This is a genomic window from Cellulophaga sp. RHA19 (assembly GCF_002813425.1).
Lineage (GTDB): Bacteria > Bacteroidota > Bacteroidia > Flavobacteriales > Flavobacteriaceae > Cellulophaga.
On record NZ_PHUL01000001.1, the window covers coordinates 3,450,734 to 3,470,679 of the forward strand.

At 30.9% G+C, this 19,946-nt stretch carries 9 protein-coding genes; 1 reads left to right on the forward strand and 8 read right to left on the reverse strand.

Going from position 1 to position 19,946, the window contains the following annotated elements; translation table 11 throughout:
* Nucleotides 1-88: 88 nt before the first annotated feature.
* The 3 genes from AX016_RS15135 to AX016_RS15145 form a co-directional block, all read right to left on the reverse strand.
* A complete protein-coding gene (locus tag AX016_RS15135) occupies nucleotides 89-1,639 on the reverse strand; it encodes a RagB/SusD family nutrient uptake outer membrane protein (RefSeq protein WP_100896413.1) in 1,551 nt (516 codons plus the stop codon).
* Between the two features lie 12 nt (nucleotides 1,640-1,651).
* Complete coding sequence (locus tag AX016_RS15140; RefSeq protein ID WP_232732639.1) at nucleotides 1,652-5,302, reverse strand: SusC/RagA family TonB-linked outer membrane protein; 3,651 nt, start codon at nucleotides 5,300-5,302, stop codon at nucleotides 1,652-1,654.
* A 100-nt stretch (nucleotides 5,303-5,402) separates the two neighbouring features.
* Nucleotides 5,403-6,581 (reverse strand): FecR family protein, encoded by a 1,179-nt coding sequence (locus AX016_RS15145; RefSeq protein WP_100896415.1) that lies wholly within the window; start codon nucleotides 6,579-6,581, stop codon nucleotides 5,403-5,405.
* 110 nt (nucleotides 6,582-6,691) lie between these two features.
* Here AX016_RS15145 and AX016_RS15150 point away from each other — a divergent pair, with 110 nt between their 5' ends.
* Nucleotides 6,692-7,303 carry an RNA polymerase sigma factor gene (locus tag AX016_RS15150; RefSeq protein WP_100896416.1) on the forward strand — a complete coding sequence of 204 codons (612 nt, stop codon included), beginning with the start codon at nucleotides 6,692-6,694 and terminating at the stop codon, nucleotides 7,301-7,303.
* Between the two features lie 57 nt (nucleotides 7,304-7,360).
* On the opposite strand, the gene AX016_RS15155 is transcribed toward AX016_RS15150, so the two are convergent.
* The 5 genes from AX016_RS15155 to AX016_RS15175 all read right to left on the reverse strand — a co-directional run bounded on the left by AX016_RS15155 (nucleotide 7,361) and on the right by AX016_RS15175 (nucleotide 19,524).
* Complete coding sequence (locus tag AX016_RS15155) at nucleotides 7,361-9,115, reverse strand: alkaline phosphatase (RefSeq protein WP_100896417.1); 1,755 nt, start codon at nucleotides 9,113-9,115, stop codon at nucleotides 7,361-7,363.
* A gap of 129 nt (nucleotides 9,116-9,244) precedes the next feature.
* Entirely contained in the window at nucleotides 9,245-10,831 is a 1,587-nt protein-coding gene (locus AX016_RS15160) for a RagB/SusD family nutrient uptake outer membrane protein (protein WP_100896418.1), read from the reverse strand.
* Between the two features lie 22 nt (nucleotides 10,832-10,853).
* Nucleotides 10,854-13,925, reverse strand: coding sequence for a SusC/RagA family TonB-linked outer membrane protein (locus AX016_RS15165; RefSeq protein WP_100896419.1), 3,072 nt, complete (start codon nucleotides 13,923-13,925; stop codon nucleotides 10,854-10,856).
* Nucleotides 13,926-14,105: 180 nt separating this feature from the next.
* The gene (locus AX016_RS15170) at nucleotides 14,106-17,816 is read right to left on the reverse strand and encodes a two-component regulator propeller domain-containing protein (protein ID WP_100896420.1); all 3,711 of its coding nucleotides are present in this window, start codon (nucleotides 17,814-17,816) and stop codon (nucleotides 14,106-14,108) included.
* Nucleotides 17,817-18,036: 220 nt separating this feature from the next.
* A complete protein-coding gene (locus AX016_RS15175; RefSeq protein ID WP_100896421.1) occupies nucleotides 18,037-19,524 on the reverse strand; it encodes an aminotransferase class V-fold PLP-dependent enzyme in 1,488 nt (495 codons plus the stop codon).
* Between the last annotated feature and the right edge of the window lie 422 nt (nucleotides 19,525-19,946).

Sequence of the window (19,946 nt, forward strand, 5' to 3'; positions counted from 1 at the left end):
TTTAATACAGAAGAGAAAGCAACAATGTGCCTATTAAAAGAATTACTAAGAATTATATAACTCTTAGTAATTCTAATTTTATAATTTATTAATATTCATTTTGTTTAATAACACCTCCTGAAGTAATAATTTCTTGATTTGGTATTGGGTGTGCATATCTTCTTGACCCTTTAGGTAAAGTATAAGTTTGTAAGGATGAATTATGATCTATAGTTACTTGGGAATAAGGATAAAAATTTCTAGTAATATTATCTACATCATCAGATGGGTCTTCATTAGAATTATAACGTTTTAAATCGTACCATCTTAAAACAAAAGGTAGTTCTCTTCTACGTTCTTCCAATACTTTAACTAATGCATCTGACTGTGATGTAGCTGACAAGTTAATAACATCTGCTGGTGCGTTTACATCTATTCTGTTAGCACGTAAAACGTTTGCTGTTTGCAACCCATCTGCCCAAGAGCCTTGTCTTATTTGGCATTCTGCTTTAATTAAAAGCATCTCTGCCGCTGTAGGCCCTGATATTAAATGACTAAAAACTGTTTGATAACCAGACTGGCTATACAATGGTAAACCTATACCATCACTCCCTCTCAAATAAGATAAATTTTCAACAACAAAATGTTTGTACCTTAAATCATAACTAGCATTGTACGTACTTAACAAATCTTCTGAAGGCCAAAGTTGACCAATAGGGCTAGACATTTCTCTATTATAATACGCTTCAGTCCAATAAAAGATATCATTAATTACTGATGTATTAACAATATAATCTCCATTGTAAATTTCGGCTGTTTCAGATGTACTAGGATCTCCGTCACTCTCAATATTTACTATAATCGAAGTCTCTACAATATCTGTATTAAAATTAATTAATGTACTTTTTTCACTAAGAGCATCCTGTGCATATTTTTGAGCTTTCTCGTAATCATGCAATGCTAAATAATACCTAGCTGCAAAACCATTAACAGCCACTGTACTTGCTCTCCAGATACGATCTAAACCATTAAATTTTTCTAACTGACGATTAATTTTAAGAGCCTCTTCTAAATCCTCTGTTATAAAATCATAAGTATCTTGTAAACTAGCTCTTTCTAAAGTCTCTTCATAACTAGTGCTTCTCTTAATTGGCAAGCCCATTTCTTGCTCATTCCCCTTTAGAGACAAACAATAAGTATTTGCTAATAAAAAATAGCTATATGCTCTTATAAAGTGAGCTTCTGCTTTTAAATTAGCTTTTTCTTGAACAGTACCTTCTACATCATTTAATGCTAACAAAACTAAATTAGCATTAAATATTTTTTTCCATTCACCATTCCATACACGAGTACCTCTTGCGTCTAATGCTGGAAACTCTGTATTCCAAGTATACTCATGTGCTACCGGTGCCGTAAACTCATTAACATCTGCATTAAAATAATCTATATTAATACCAAAGTCATCTGTAGAATAAATTAACTCAGAAGAATTTTCTTGACTAAACACTCTAAGGTCATTTAATAAGCCTGCAATATCCTCTATTGTAGTAGGTACTACTCCCTGAGATTTTGAGGGAGCCTCGTCTAAATAATCATCACTGCACCCTACATATAGAGTACTTACAAACATTAGTAAGGTTAATAATTTATATGTTTTCATCTTAAGTTAGTTTTAAAAAGTTAAGTTAATACCAAATGTATAGCTAGGTTGTAGCTGTATACTACCTCTTGGATATTCTGGATCTTCACCAAAATCATTAAATAAAATTGTACCCAAGTTATTTCCTTGCAAGTAAAACTGTAAGGAATTAACACCTAGTTTATCAACTACAGTTGAAGGCAGGCTGTAAGTAACATTAACTTCTTGCAATCTAATATGTGAAGCATCCTCAATGTAACTATCTATATACGGTGCATAAGTCCCATACCTAAAATAAAGAAAATTATCTGTTATAATTGGAGGAGTAGCTGAGTTATCCCCTGCATTTAAAGCCTCAGAAACATAACTGTTTATTGGCCTATTGGTTTGTGACTGGTAATCAAATGACGGGCGTCTAAATTTATGTCCAAATTTACCTTGAAGGATAAAAGATAAATTAAAGTCATAAACTTTAAAAGAATGACTAGTACCAACAAATGTAGGACTAACACTAGTACCAGATGGCAACAAAAAGTCTACACCATTTCCTGTAGCACTACCTAAAAAAGAAACTAACTCTCCATTTAGACCATAAAATGATGGTGCGTCAACTCCTGAAACATTATTTACTCCTGCATATTGATAAGACCATAACGTATTAGCATTATAACCCTCCGTGTAAGCAAATGAAGGAGAATTAACAGCAACAGAAGTTAATTCTCTAGAATCATAATTTGTCTTAAAAAAACTCTTTATCTTATTATCGTTATGAGAATAATTAACAGAACCATTCCATACAATATCGTTTCCTTTTATTTTTACAGAAGTTCCTAAATCTATCTCGAACCCTTTATTTTCCATAGCACCATTATTAATCTGTGCTGTGGTATTACCATTAACATTTGGTATAGATTGTAAAACAATTAAATCACTACTCTGTTTATTATAGTAATTAACAGAACCGTTTAATTTATTATTAAAAATAGCAAAATCTACACCTACATTTAATGATTTAGTTTTCTCCCACCTTAATAAAGGGTTACCAACATTAGAAACCGAAGATAAAGCTTCACCTGTTACAGCATCTGGTACTGGGTTAAGACTTAATAAAGGAATAGCAGATGTACTGCTATCTACATTACCACCTACACCATAAGTAGACCTTAAACTTAAACTATTTAACCAATCTACGTTGTTTAAAAAAGATTCATTATGCATATTCCATGATAAACCAACAGACCAAAAAGGATTTGACCTTATAGATGTGTCATCTGCAATTAAGTTTGACGAATCTGTTCTATAACTACCTGTTACTGTATATTTATTATCATAAGTATACCCAATGTTTGAATATACACCAACAAACCTATCTATATTCTCTGTTAAAACAGTTTGATTGGTATAGGAAAACGGAATAAAAGGAGAATTTATTAAATAATTTAAAACCGGTCTACCAAAAGCATAGCCCGCATAACTTTGTCCAAAAGTTATATTATCTGGTACCCCACCTATTGTTTGTAATGTTTTTTCATTAAATCCAAATTTTGTTGGGTCTACAGTAGATTTAGCTACTCTTTCTTCTGCTTGAAAACCCGCTAAAAAAGTGACTGCATGCTTGTCTGCAAATGTGCGATTAAAGTTTAACTGATTTCTAAAAGTATAAGCATTAACCCTCTGATTATTTGTTTGTAATATACTTCCAGATGGTATCACCTGGTTTGGAACTCCAAAACCAGAAGCGTTAGGGATTGAGCTTAAAATTATAGCTTCTCTTACCCTGTAATTGTTTTCGTTATAGAAATTTCTTCCTTTAGTATCAAAAATTTCATATTGTATACTAGATGTTACATTTAAGTTTTTTGTAATATCATATCTTAATGCTGCTTGAACACGCGTATTTAATCTTTTTGTTGTTAAATCTCTATTATTAGCATCTGTAATTGGATTATAAGACAAATCTCCTCCGTAAGGAAATAAGTTTAAATCTGGACGAAACATATTTTGAGCAAAAATATTATTGTACAAATAAGACATATCTACCAAACTACCGTCTTCATTCTTTAACATATCTGATCTAGATAACGCGCTCAACTCAGTTAGACTAGCTCCGTTATTTTTTTCCTCGTTGTATTGTAGCATTGCAGAAAAATCTAACTGAAGCTTATTGGTAAGTTTTGTTGTATTACGAAAATTAATCAAATACTTGTTTACGTTATTACCTTGAAAAAAATCTCTGCTATCTTCATACAATAAAGATAAATTATTACTCATTTTAGAGTTTCCGCCAGATATATTAATATTATGCTGCTGAATCATAGGATTTTGCAACAAATTATCTTCTATTTGCTTTGTATTATCTAAGTTAGCATACTTAGACAGTAAAGCATCCCTTTGATCATTTGTAATACCTCCGTATTGAGCATCATAAAAAGCAGTATACACTGCTGATCTTGATGCACCATATGCAAGTAAACTATTAGGCGTAATTGGATTAAAGCCCCTACCAAAATTACTACCGTCAAAAGCTAATTTTAAATATGCTATTTGATCTTTACTAGTAGCTCTGTTTAAAGAGTAATTAACATCTAACTTTGGTGAAATTCTAACAAACGACGACGCAGACACTTTAAGTTCTGTAGATGTATTATTTTTTGTTGTAATAACAATAACCCCGTTAGATGCTTTTGCTCCCCAAATAGAAGATGCAGCTGCATCTTTTAAAACAGTAACACTTTCTACATCATTTGGGTTAATACTACTAAAACCACCTTCTACAGGAAAACCATTTAACACTATTAAAGGTTCTTTATCTGCACCTAATGTTGTAAGACCTCTAATTTGAATACTAGAATTACCATCTGCATCTACAACTGATTGAACACCTGATAGCACTCCGTTTAGCCTTTCTGATATGTTAGAGGCTGGTTTTTCTAACTGGCTCTTTTTTACAGATGCATAAGCTCCTGTAGACCTCTCTTTTGTTATTTTTTGATACCCTGTAGAAACAAGAACAACTTCTTCTAACTCACTTATTCTTTCTTTTAAAGTGACTTTGTAACTTGTTTTATTCTTAACTATTTGAGAAACAAACCTTTCGTAACCAATTCCGGTAATAGCAAGGTAATTGCCTACATCTCCCATAATTTTAAAATTACCATCAAAATCTGTAGTAGTACCTCTAGTTAAAAAATCTTTATTTTTTTCTGAACCATCCCACTTACGGGTTGTAACAAAAACGTTCATACCTAATAAAGGGTTCCCAAACTCATCTACAACTTTACCTGTTATTTGAGTTTGGTAAAAAACCTTTTTATTAGTTTTTTTTACAATTGCAATTGTTTTGTTTTGCAAAAACTCATAAGATACATCACTACCTTTTAAAGTTTTATCTAACAGATCATTTGCTTTTATAATCCCTTTATGTAATGCTATTTTAGGGTACGCATCAAAAAAACCTTCACTATAAATAAATTTATAGTCGGTTTGTTCCATAATAATATCAAAAACCATATCTACGCTTACAATAGCATCTGCTTTGATACTAATTTTAGCATTTTGTGAAAACGAATTTGTAGTGGTAAAACTAAAAATTGCGGTACACCATAAAAAGATAAAAGCTTTCATAATCGTCATCATTAGTTTTCTTCTATAGCAGAAGAGAACATTCATTAATTTAATTTTCATAAATTTGAGTGTTTTTTTGGTTAGTTACTTAATTAATCGAGATTCAAATAAAAATGGGGGATAAAGTGTTATTCTTTGGACGGCATAAACTTTGTTCCCTTTATTTTATATAAACTATTCTATTTTCTATTTCATAGGCATTTATATTACTTGTGTTTTTAATTATTTGTAAAATTGTTTCTATATCTTGATTTTTACCTAGTACTCCTTTAAAATTGATATTCTCTAATTCTTTATTTTCAATAACAAAATCTACATCATACCATCTAGATAGTACTTTCATTATTTCTTTTAAAGACTTGTTCTTAAAATTAAAATTACCTTTTCGCCAAGCAATTTCGTTTTCTACATTTACATTGTATACCTCAACTTTTTTAGAAATGCCATTTGCTATTACGGCTTGTTGTCCTGGCAACATATCTGCTTTAAAAGATTTATTTTCTAATACAATATGCCCTTCTACCAGAGTAGAATAGATAAAGTTTTCATCCTTATAAGCTTTAATATTAAACTCGGTTCCTAAAACAGCAATATTTTGTTGGTTCGTTATTACATTAAAACCATCTCCGTTATTATCTTCACTAGAGGTAACATCAAAATAAGCTTCTCCGTATACTAATTCTACAGATCTAGTTCTTCCCTTTTTAAAATGAACAGGATATTTTAACTTAGACTCAGAATTTAACCAAACCTTTGTACCATCTGCTAGTTCTAAAGCAAATTCTCCTCCTCTTGGTACAGTTAAAGAATTATAAATAACTTCCTTATTTTGCTCATTACTTGGTAAATAGGTTAACTCTTTACCATTAGTTGTAGCATTACCAACATTAACTTGTTTACCGTTTTCTAAAATAACAACAGAACCGTCTTCTAAAGAAAGTGTTGGTTTACTTAAACCTCCTTTTATTTCTGTTTTTACAACTTGTGTATTATTAGTGATAGTATTAAAAAGTGATGCTTTAAAAAACACCCCTGTAATTAAGGTTCCTGCAAATACAGCAGCGGCAGCATACTTTACAAGTTTTATTACCTTAGCATTTGTTGCTTTCCTTTTATCTTCTGCTATTGTATGTAAAAGAGCTGTTCTAGTTTTTTCAATATCAAATTTTTGAAGCACAAAATCTGAAACTACATTTATTTTAATGTAATCTTCCAGAGATTCTTTGCTTTTTACCTCTTCGTTAAGTTCTTTTTCTAGTTTATCTAACTCTTTTTTGGAAGACTCTCTAGTAAGGTACTTAACTATTAGTTTATCTAACTTTGAAACTTTTTTCTTCATTATATTTTAAACATATATACATTAATACGTATGCATTTTACATAACCCTAACATTTTATTAAACTTTTTTATATATTGGCAACATATTTAACCAATGTTTGTCATTTTATATGAACCCCCAACTAAATAACAACATTAAATTTATTAACGCACTAAAGTCTGGTGATGAGTCTGCATATAATAAATTGGTTACAGATTACCACCAAAAGCTTTGTGTATATGCACATAATTTAACTCATGACCGTGACGAGGCAGAAGATATTGTACAAAATGTTTTTATGAGGATTTGGCGTAAAAGAGATAAATTAAAAGCCGATTTTTCTTTACAGAGTTTTTTATACAAATCTGTTTATAATGAATTTATAGATCATTATAGAAAGCAAAAAAATGTATTCCCGTTAGAAAAAAAATATTTAGATGCGCTACACAATTTAGTAGAAGAGACAGATGTAATATCTTTTGATAACCTGATAAAGAAGGTTAAAACAGAAATACAAAATTTACCTCCAAAATGTAAAAACGTATTTCTTTTAAGTAAACAAGAAGGCTTAACTAATATAGAAATAGCAGAATATTTAAATATCTCAATAAAAACAGTTGAAGCACAAATAACAAAAGCATTTTTTATTTTACGCACTAAGATTAATAAAAAAACAGATAGTAATCTATTTTTATATTTTTCTGTTTTAAAACTCAAAAGAGTATTACTTTTTAAAAACTAAAAAGACGCAACAAAAAACTGCTACGCCTAATTAACTAAAAAACGAATTATTAAAAAACTATTTTTCTATATCTAAGATTTTTAAAATTTTAGAAAAAACTTCTGTATTTTCATAAACCCCAGAAAAATTATAAGATTGTGGGCCATATGCAAATATTGGCACCATAACACCTGTATGATCATGAGTTACAAAACCGCCTTCTATTTCATGTTCTGCTACACTACCGTTAGATACACTTAATCCTCCTGTTTCATGATCTGCTGTTATAATTACTAATGTTTCTCCATTTTTATCAGCAAACTTAATTGCCTCAGTAATAGCTCTGTCAAAATCTATAGTTTCTGCAACAACACCCTCTGTATCATTGTAATGCCCAAAAGAATCTATTTGTGCAGCCTCTACCATTAAAAAAAAAGGTTTATCTTTTTTATGTAAAAAACTTATAGCTTCTTTAGTTGTTGCTGCTAGTAAATTACCTCTATCTGTTTTTATAGACGGCACACCACCATCTGCTAAAAAAACACCTAACTTATCTGCTGTACTTTTATTTATTTCAGAAGTTTCATCTACCATTATGTACTTACTTTTCAATGGTATTTTTTTGTACAAATTTGCTCCACCTGCGGCAAAAAAATGTAGCTCAGTTTTAAGTAAATCTTCTGCTATTTTTTGTGTTTCTCCCCTATCTTTTTGTTTTGCATAAAAAGAGGACGGAGTAGCACCTGTTATTTGATCTGTAGTTATAATTCCTGTAGAAAAGTTAGACTTAGCTAGTATGTCTACTAAGGTTGGTAATGGCTTGCCATTTATGTCTGTACCTATAGCCCTATTATTTGTTTTTTGTCCTGTTGCTAATGCTGTACCAGCAGCAGCAGAATCTGTTATTAAATCGTCTGCAGATTGTGTTTTAATTAATCCTATAGATTTAAGCTGTGTAAGGGTTAAGCTGCCGTTATTAGCTAAAACGGCAGCCGTAATTTGAGATAACCCCATACCGTCTCCAATCATTAAAATTACATTTTTAATTGGCTTTTTACTACCATCTAAAGCATAAGTAGGTTTGTAAACATTAGATGTAATTAAAGCTGTTGTAGTACGGTTTTTTAAAGTTTTTACATAGGTTACACATTTGTTAGGCATATCTGTATTAACAACGTCTACCCCCATTTCTACAAATGCTCTCCAAGCTGTTTTAGAATCTGGAGTTGCCCAAAAACGAAATGGTTTATTTAATTTTTTAGCAGCCACTATTGCTGCATTTACTTTAGCAAAATCATTGTGTGTTAACCTGCCTTTACCATTCCACTCAGTATATTTTTTAAAACTAGTACTAACCATTGCTACTTTTTCCCAGTCTTTATTATCTAGTGTATTACTAAGTTCTTGATGGTCAAAAGAAATATACTCAGGGTATGTGTGATATGTATTAGCTTTTGGTCTATTACCAGATATTAAAAACTCTACATTATTGTGAGCTATAACTTCTGGATATTTTTTTAGTACAGAGATTACTTTTTTTAAAGTCTTCTCTGCATGAGACTTAACATCTACCATTACTATTAGTCTAGATGTACTAAGTTGTTTGTTTTGTACCGCTTGTTGTAAAGGATTTAAATATAAACTTTGTAGTGTATTATTTTCTAAAATTTCATTTTCAGTATGTGCTATGTATAATTCATTGTTTTTTAGCCAAACATCTGCTTCTACAATATTGGCTCCGCTAGAAAAAGCATTCCAAAAAGATACATTTTGTAGATAATCATTATGAGAATGAATAAGAACTTGATTTTCTTTTTGAGCAAAAGAAATCATTGAAAAAAAACTTACGGCAAGTATGATACATTTTTTCTTAAATGTTAACATATAAGTATATTATAAAAAGGTGCTGCGCAATTACAGCACCCTTTCTTGTTAAAAAAAACTAATTGAAACTTTATTATTTTACCATCCTTTGTTTTGTGGTATTCCTGAAGATTCTATAACAGTATTTGGAATTGGCCATACATTCATAAAAGAAGCATCAAAATTTCTGGCAGGCCATACTATTTCTGATGTGTAAGGAGAATCAGGATTAGCTCTGTCTGCATAAATTCTACCATAAATTGGCTCTCCGTAAGTAGCTGCTGCATCTCCCCAACGAACCAAATCAAAATGTCTGTTAGCAAATTCACCTGCTAATTCTACTCTACGCTCGTGCTTAAGATCTTCCATAGTTGCGTTAGTTACTGGTGCTAAACCAGCTCTATCTCTAACCATATTTAAAGGAACATCTCCATTTTTACCGTCTGCAATTAACGCCTCTGCTTTCATTAACAACACCTCAGCGTAACGCATTAATGGTACATTGTAAATTGTAGTTGGGTTATCTCCATTCGTATTTACATACTCTCCTATTGGATCTTTAAATTGGAACTCATACATATACTTATTAAACTGAAATCCAGAGATTGAATTTTCAGACTGATACCTTCTATCTTCTCCAAAATATTTAAAGTCGTCTCCAAAATTTAAGATAGTAACACCTCTACGTACGTCTCCTGCTTCATACTCATTATACAACCCTTCTGACGGAGTGTAGTATCCCCAGCCGTTATATTTACCCCAACCTTTGTTTTCTAACATAACACCAGATAAAATACTACCACGATCTAAACCAGAATTAACAGACCAAATGTACTCGCTTGTCCAGTTGTTTATATGACTATGTAACTCTCTATAGTCTACTTCTGGATTATCTGTATCTATTAAAGCTCTACCAGAACCAGATGTTGCAATTGCATCTGCATACTTTACAACCTCTGCGTATCTAGAGGCATCATACGCTGCCCAATACAAATTAGTTTTTGCTAAATATCCTAAAGCGGCATCTTTGTGAGGACGACCGTAATCTTCTGCTCCGTACTCTGTAAACAATGGTAATAAATCCATCGCTTTTTTAAGATCTTCTTCAATTTGCTTGTAGTTTTCTACAACAGAAGCTGGTCTAGCGTAGCTACCACCGTCATCAAACATATTATCTACGGTAATAATTGGCACACCTCCGTTTACATCATCACCATAAGTATGAGCCACCCAAAAGTAACTAAAGGCACGCATAAAATAAGCTTCACCCAACACACGATTTTTTGTGCTTTCAGATATTTCCATTTCTGGTACGTTTAATAAAATATCATTAGCACGTCTAATTACCTTATAAGATTTAGAATAACAAGTAGACGTGTAACTACCCTCACTACCATCTATATTAAAATCTTTAATAACATCTGCTGTAGCTTTAATACGACCCGTAATCATATCATCTGATGCATTAATGTACCAGAAAAAACCTCTACCAAACATTTCTTGGTCAGACATTAATAAATACAAACCATTTGCTGCCTGTATAGCGTCAGAATCTGTTTTCCAAAAATTCTCGTTAGATACTTTTCCTATTGGCTCTAAATTTGTAAAATCTTCTGAGCAAGATGTTAAGCTTACCCCTAAAATAGCTATAGCTATTAATCCTATTTTTTTATATGTATTTTTCATTGTATTCTTTTTTTTAGCGTGATTATAATGACAGTAATAATCCTAATGTGAATGTTTTAGCTACAGGATATTTAGCTATATCTAGCCCCTTACCACCTACTTCTGGATCTAGACCAGAGTAGTTAGTAAATGTTACTAAGTTTTCTCCTGATATGTACATTCTTAATGATGATCCTTTAGATAAATTATCCATTACTTTTGAGCTAAAAGTGTACCCAAATGTTACGTTTTTAATACGTAAATATGATGCGTCTTCTAAATACCAGCTAGATGCTGTACCAAAGTTTTTATTATCATCTTTTGTAGAAATAATAGGAATATCTGAATCTGTATTTGTTGGTGACCAAGCATCTAAAACTCTATTGTCTAAGTTATAACCAGATAATGCAGCATTATAGGTTGTAAATTTATAGCCATTAAAAGCTTTTACTCCTGCTACACCTTGTAATATCACATTAAAATCGAACCCTTTATAGTCTAAATTAGCACCTAAATTATAAGTTACTTTAGGTTGGTAAGCATCATAATACTTACGATCCTCAGACCCTATTTTACCATCGTTATTGGTATCTTGAAACTTAAAATCTCCAGGTCTTGCATTAGGTTGTATTAAGTTACCATCTTTAGTATATGCATCTATTTCTGCTTGTGTATTAAATATACCCAATTGTGGTATTAAATATGGTGTATATAAAGCACCTCCAAACCTTGTTTGATAAGGTTTTAAAACACCTCTTACATTATCTCCATGGTAAAAAACTGTTTGCCCTACAGAACCATATCCATTTAAATTCTCTAACTTATTTTTAATAGAAGTTGCATTGGCATTAATACTATAGTTTAAGGCTCCATTTGTGTTTGTGTAAGTAGCAGAAACCTCTAAACCTGTATTTTTAATTTGCCCTCCATTTGTATTAGAAGGATCTATACCTTTGTTTGCATCTGTAAACCCAAGAATAATCATTCCTTTGGTAGATTTTTCGAAATAATCTACAGTTAAATTTAAACTATTGTTAAATAGTGATGCATCTAAACCAAAATCTAAAGACTCTGCTGTTTCCCATCTTAAATCTCTATTTGCTTCTCTTTTTACATAACTACCAACTGTATTAAAGTAATTTCCGTTTTCTCCCATTACTACATTACTACTAGCTATTGGAACATCAAAAGGATAATACCCATCTACAGATTTTATGTTTCCTATTTCTCCCCAAGATGCTCTAAATTTTAAATCGTTTATTGCATCTACATTAAAGAAAGACTCGTTAGATATTCTCCAACCTGCAGAAACAGAAGTAAAAGTATCTGACTGATTTTCTAATGCTAACCTAGAAGATTTATCTGTACGTAAACTACCAGAGATATAGTATTTATTATCATAATTATACATTAACCTACCTATTGCAGAAGTTAATGCTTCTTCATATGGATTATTACTTGGTTTATTTAGTAACTCTGCATTTTGTATGTATTGGTTAAATGGTTCTTCTGATGAAAAACCTGTACCACGCAAAGAAATATAGTCACCTTTTGTATTTTGTGCCGAATAAATTGCTGTTGCATTTAAGTTATGCTTACCAAAAGATTTGTTATAAGACAATTGATTGTCCCATATCCATTTATTAACAGTGCTATTACTTTGTGTTAATGAATTTTGGTTGTTACTACGTCCTAATTCTGGTACACGAGGGTAAAACTCTTTTGTTTTATTATCTCTATAAGAATAAGAGTAATTAGACTTAAATGATAAACCGTCTAACAAATCATACTTAAAATATACGTTTGCATTTATAAATGTACTTGGAGACTCCTTTGTTGGTCTTAACAATAAAGATAAAGGATTGTAAACATCTCCGTAAGCACCTGCAAACTGAGATAAACTTTCTGGTACAACACCAGCAAAACTACCATCCTCATAACGCGTTGGTGATGCTGAAGGCATATAAATTGCATTTATAATTGTACCAGAGTAAGGATTATCTGTGTTTGTACCATAAGCCTCATCTCTAGAGAAATAAATATTTTCTCCTACTGTAATTTTATCTGTAATATTATAGTCAGACTTTAATCTTAAACTATAGTTTTGAGAACTAGTACCTTCTAAAACACCTTCTCTATCTCTAAAAGCAAAAGAAGTATAATAATTAAATTTTTCACCTGCACCACTTAAATCAATATTTAAATTATTTACAGTGGCATCTCTAAAAATAGCATCAATCCAATTTGTACGGTTTACTTGTCCGTAAGGGTTTTGGGCTGCATCATGAGCAGACTGTCTTGGTGTACCTGCATTATCTGCTGCCAAGTTATATACCTCAGATTGTTGTTTTGCCGTTAAAGGTGTTGGTAAATTAGACGCTGTTTTAATACCTGTATAGTAGTTAATATTTAACCTTGGCTTACCTGTTTTTCCTTTTTTAGTTTCTATTACAATTACACCAGATGCAGCTTGTGCACCATAAATTGCAGCAGAAGCCGCATCTTTTAATACAGATATAGAAGCTATATCATTAGGGTTTATTTCTGGTCCGTTATACGGCATACCATCTACAACAACTAATGGAGATTCTGAGTTAAAGCTACCAATACCTCTAATTTTTATACTAGCAGTACTTGTTGGGTCACCACCAGAACTTAATACGGTAACACCTGCTATGTTACCTTGTAAAAACTCTTTATAATTACCAACTGGCCTACTTGTAATTGTACCAACATTTGCCGCTGTACCAATTGCCGAGGTTAAATCTCCTTTTTTAGTAGAGCCATAACCTATAAGTACAACCTCTTCTAAAGAATTTGTAGCTTCATCTAAACCAACAGATACTGTTTGGTTTCCACTATAAGCAATTTCTTTAGATGCAAAACCTAATGAAGATATTACAAGTACTCCATTTTCTTCTTTTAACTCTAAAGTAAAGTTACCATCAAAATCGGTTGCCGTTCCTGTTGTAGTTTTACCTTTAATAGTTACTGCGGCACCAGAAATTGGTAACCCATCATTGTTAGACACTACTGTGCCCTTTACTGTTACCTGCGCTAACATGGTAGATAAACACCCTAAACTGAGTGTTAGAAAAAAGTATATTTTTTTCATTTTAATTTATAGTTTTTGTTTTTTTTCAAATGTATTGTGTGGTTGTTTTTAGTGGGGGTAAAATTGTTTCAGTAAAGAGGATTATTAGTGCAAAAAAACCTTAGTGAGCATCAAAAAATAGGACTTTTGTTACAGTAACATTAACCTAACATACAGCTAATCCTAAGCATACAATGCACGCTATACTTTTTGCTCCTTGTATACCTTGGGGCTTACCCCAAAATGTTTTTTAAATGTGCGTCCAAAGTATTTGCTATCACTATACCCACACTCAAAACCAATTTCTGAGATGTTAAATTTTTTGTTTTTTAGTAAATATTCGGCTTTTTGTAAACGAAGAGATGTTATAACATCTGATGGAGACTGCCCTAAATGCTCCTTGAATAATCTATAACATTTAATTCTAGATATTTCTAAAATAGAAATAAGTTTTTCTACATTAAAAGATGGGTTAGATAGTTCTTCTTTTATAACTTCTAAACTACGTTTTAACAGCTTTTCATTACCAGATTGCATATCATTTTCTTCAGTAAGAATTTTAAAAATCTCTTGCTGAAACTTGTTATGTCCCCGACCTAAACTTCTATTAACTAAAGATGTTATTTTATTACTGATAAAAGTTTTACTTGCTGGCAATTGTATTACCGCATCTATACCAAACTCTAAAGAAGTCTCTTGTAAAGCATAATTAATTTCTTCTGATATGTACACCAAAGGAACTCTGTCTTTCTTTGGTATTTCTTTATATTTTTGTAAAAAATAGGCTATTTCTTTAGTAAAACCTACTTGGTAAAAGACCAAAACATCTAAACGTAATTGTTTTAATGCCGATGATAAATTGGTTACTACATTTTCAAACAGTAAATAATTACTTGTGTTTTTTAATAACTGATTGGTTATATCAAAATTAGATGCATCTGTATAAACAAGAATATTATTTTTATTAGCCGGAAGATTTTCTTTTAAGTCTAGATGCTTCCAAGAAATAGTTTCTACTGCCTTAACGTTGTTTTGAAGAACAGCAACTGGCAAACAAAATTGAAAATTAAACCTATCTGCTTCTAATATATTGCAAGTACCATTTAAATCTTTTATTAAAACCAAAAATGCTTTGTAATAAGGACTATAATTTAAAATATTTTTTACATTACTTTGCAATAAGGTACTAGTAGATGTTACTTTAAATTGCAGCTGATTACCATTTATAAGAACGGAAACATCTAATGTACTTTTGGTTTCTGAGTATTTTATAATATCATTAAAAATATACTTTAGTAAAAGTTTAAGCCGCAATAAATCTACCTCTACCCAGGCAATATTTTTATCTAACTGGGCATTAAAATTAGCGTTATTTTCTTTTAGTTTTTCTTTTACATTAGTTACTATGCTTTTTAAAATTGGCAGCAAATTAACCGACGTTAATTTTACTTCTCCCAAGTCTTTAATATGGTCTAAATAGTTCCATTCTGATACTAGATCTATTATTTTTCCTGATTGTTGTAACAGCTCCTTTTTTACATTCTCATTATTTTTTATATCATGAGATGCCTTTAAGATAATAGATAATGGTTGCTGAAATTGAGATAATACAAAGGTTTTAAACTTATCTACCTCAAAATCCTGATTTTTTAAATTATTATGTAAGTCTAGTAGCTTTTCTTTTTGAAGTAATATTTCCTGGTTTTTCTCATCTAACTGACCATTTATTTTTAAGAGATCTTGTTTCTGCTTTTCTATTAATTGTGTACGGTTAGCTATTTGCTCCTCTAGCTTTTTATGTTGTGCTTTAGATGCCTTACTTTTTAAGTGAAAAAATGCAAAAGCCGCACTTATGAATACAAATAAAACTAATGTAAAAAAGGTTATGGTTTGATAAAATGCTTTTTCAATATGTAGTGTAAACACCTCTTTACCAGCTTCATTTTTATCATTCTTAACCATAAAAGAATATGTACCAGAAGCTAAATTTTTAAATTGAAGACGTTGTTTACCCTTTGCTAAAATCCAATCTTCATTTTTACCGTGTAGCTTGTAATAGTAGCTAGTATTTTTATCAACCGGAAAAACTACAGGGGTAATAGTTACTACAACATCATTTTTACTATGCGCTCTTGTCAGCTTTTTTTCTGTTATTTTTTGCTGATTAAACTCTACCTTAAGTTTTGGTTTATTGGGATTAAAACTCATAGCATTAGGATTAAAGTAATTTAACCCATTAACGCCACCAAAGAACAATAACCCCTTATTGTCTTTATAATATGCTCCTTCAGAAAATTCTGATGCTTGCCAACCTTCTTTAGGATTAAAAGCAGTAATAGTGTAGGTTTGCTTGTCTATTACAGCAATACCTTTTGTGGTACTAATCCATACTTTATCTTCATTATCTAACAAACCATATACCATATGGCTAGGTAAACCTTCATTGTCTGTACTGTTATTTATTATTCCTTTTTGCTTGTTATAAATACTTATACCTCCCAAAGAACCAATCCAGTAATTATCTGTTTTAGGGTCTATGTATAGAGAATAAATACTGTTTCCTAAAATTCCGTTTTCTTTTTTAAGGTGTGTTAATTCTTCTGTTTGTAAATTAAAAAACAAAACACCGTCATCTTCTGTAGCAAGAACAAGCTCATTTTTATATTTTTTTATATTTCTAATGTGGTAACTATTAAGTAATTCTTGTCCTTTAAAAGACTCAAACTTATTAGTGTTTAGGTTAAATTTTGCTACTCCTCCCCAACAAGCAATCCATAGTATTTTATTTTTGTCTTCATAAAAAGAGTAGCTTCTATTGCTGGGCAATTCTGGTATATTTAATGCATTAAAAGCCTTGTATGAATTATTTTTTACCCGAAGTAAACCTGCATAAGTACCAGCCCAAATACTACCATCACTTGCTGTATAAAGACTTCTAACACGCTCCCACTCGTAATTATTTTTTGACTCTTTTACTTTAAACTTTAAATAACACTTAGTTTCTTCACTGTAATGGTATAAACCACCGTTGTAATAGCCTATCCAAATGTTACCATTATTATCTTTTGTAATTGCCCTTGTAGTTTCTACTGGTAAATGAGGAAACTTAATAGGGTGCGGTGTTACAGACGAAATTTCTTCAGACCCGGTATAAGCCATACTTATACCTCCATCTTTTTGCCCCAGCCATACGTTACCAAACACATCTTGACTAAGTGCTGTTACCTCATTACTATAAAAGCTATACGGTGTATACAAATCATAAGTATAATGATGAACCACATTTGTATTTAAATTTGTAGTGTGGTTTGGTATTATATAAATTCCGTTTTTAAAAGTAGCAAACCATAAATTGCCTTGTTTATCTTTTAAAACATCATTTATAATTAAATCTGGGTATTTATCTAGAATAAGTTTTTTGTAGGCTTTATTTGGGCTTGTATAATCTATATTCTCTTCTGTTTTTACAAAACCATTGTTGGTATATGTATACGTAAAACCTCCTGCTTTTACATTAAGGTCTCCGTTAGTTGCTAAGAATAACCTATCTGCTTTGGCTTTAAAACTAAAATGTTTAAATTTATTATTACCCAGGTACTTACTTATATGCCCTTCTTTAGTATAAATCCAAATATTATCTTCTGCATCTTTTTCTATATTAGTTAAATAATTATTTGGCAGAGATTCTGGGTCATTTGCGTTATGCTTAAAGGTTTTAAATGTATACCCATCAAAATAATTTAAGCCATCTAAAGTAGCAATCCATAAACCGCCATCATTATCATTCTCTATGTCTAAAATAGAATTGTTAGATAATCCCTGATCTGTAGTATAACTTATAAATTTTAATTGTTGTGCGCTGCCAAAGAAACAAGGTAATAAGGCTAATAGTATATATATTTTAGTTTTCATCGCTATTTTTACAAATAGCTAAAATACCTTGTCAAAGTCAAGTTAATATTAGGTTTAGATTAACAAAACCTTTATTTAATATTAGCATATGATGTTACAAAACAACGTTTCTAGTAAATTAAAATAGCGTAAAATTTTAATTATAAAAACGAAAACGCTGATAACAAATTGCTACCAACGTTTTCCAGAAATAAAAACTAAATTAAACTCTTGCTAAAGATTACAAACTAAACCATTTGCAAACTTCTTGTTTTATAACTTGATCTCCTCTTTGCAAACAATCCCATTCATTTGTTGCTTGGTTGTACCTGTAATCGCCTTTCCAAAGAGAAATCTTTTTTTGTATTTCTTTAATAGCATCACAAATAAATAATAACTCTTTGTTAGTCATTAGTGGATGTAAAGATAAACGTACCCAACCAGGCTTAATAGTTAGATCTTTATTTATAATGTTACGCGTAATTTTTTTAGATGTTCTTTTATCTATATCAAGCAGATAATGACCGTAAGTACTTGCGCAAGACCAACCTCCCCTAACTTGTATACCAAACCTATCGTTTAATAAACGTACCATAAGGTTGTAGTGAATATTTTCTACTGTAAAAGAAATACAACCAATTCTAGGAGCATCTAAATCTCCTAAAATATGTAAACCATTAACCTCTAAAAGCTTTTCGTAACTTAACTTAATAAGTTCATCTTCTCTTCTATGCATTTTAGAAACATCCATTTTGTCTTTTAATCTAATAGCCAAAGCAGCTCGCATAGTTTGTAAAAAGCCTGGTGTACCACCGTCTTCTTTAACCTCTATATCATCAAAATAACTATAACTTCCCCAAGGATTTGTCCATTTTACATTACCTCCTCCTGGAGTATCTGGACATTTAGCATTGTACATTTTTTTATTAAAAACTAGAACTCCACAGCTACCTGGTCCTCCTAAAAATTTATGTGGAGAAAAAGCAATAGCATCTAAATAAGCTTCAGGGTCTGCAGGATGCATATCCATTTTTACATAGGGTGCAGATGCTGCAAAATCTACCACGCAATACCCATTATGTTTGTGCATAATTTTAGCTAACTCATGGTAAGGAGTAATAATGCCTGTTACATTAGAACAAGCTGTAAATGCACCTATTTTTGTAGGTCTATCTGCATATTCTATCAGCTTTTCCTCTAAAATATTTACATCTACAAGTTTATTTTCATCACACTCTAAAATCACAACATCTGCCAAGGTTTCCATCCAAGAAACATGATTAGAGTGGTGCTCCATATGTGTTATAAAAACAACTGGCCTGTCTACTCTATTTGGTTTGTGTTTAAAGCTTTTACGTAACCCTATTAAACGTTGAAGCTTAACAATTGCCCCAGTCATACCAGTACCAGTTGTTACTAAAATATCTTCTTCATTTGCATTAACGTGCTCTTTAATTACTTTACGAGCTAATTTATATGCGTACGTAGATGCTTTACCTGTTTCACTAGAAAAAGAATGCGTATTAGCAACCATTGGTCCTATTTTATACTGCATTTTTTCTTCAATAGGCGCATATAACCTTCCACTTGCTATCCAATCTGCATACACCAATTTTTGTTCCCCATAAAGGGTTTTAAAATAATGGTTACTTCCAATGACTCCCTTAGAAAATTGCTGAAAGTAATTTTCTAAATTTTCTTTCACTAAGACTTCTTCTTTAACACTCACAACTTTTAATTTAATTCGGTTTTTTTGGTCGATTTTTAATGTAATATTTAAAAAGGGCTACCCACTAAAAAATAGCCCTTTAAACAACATTCTTTCATTTTTTATTGATTGACTAATTCAAAAATTTATACTAAAAAACAAAGCATAAAGAAAGGTGCTGTTATAGATATACTTTACTACAAAATAATAAAGCTTTATTTTTTTATTATTGATATTGTACTATATATTATTAAGACGATTAATTTTTAATTAACCCTTACTTATGTAATGTTAATTTTATTTTTATGTTATTTTTTTAATCAAAATCAGAAAAATTAAAGTTCTTTATTTTTTAAAAAAAGTAGTGTAATTACTTTACTAAAACAGAGAAAACAAGCCTTAACAGAGAAGCACTTTACAGTCGTAATATGTTAACTAAGTAA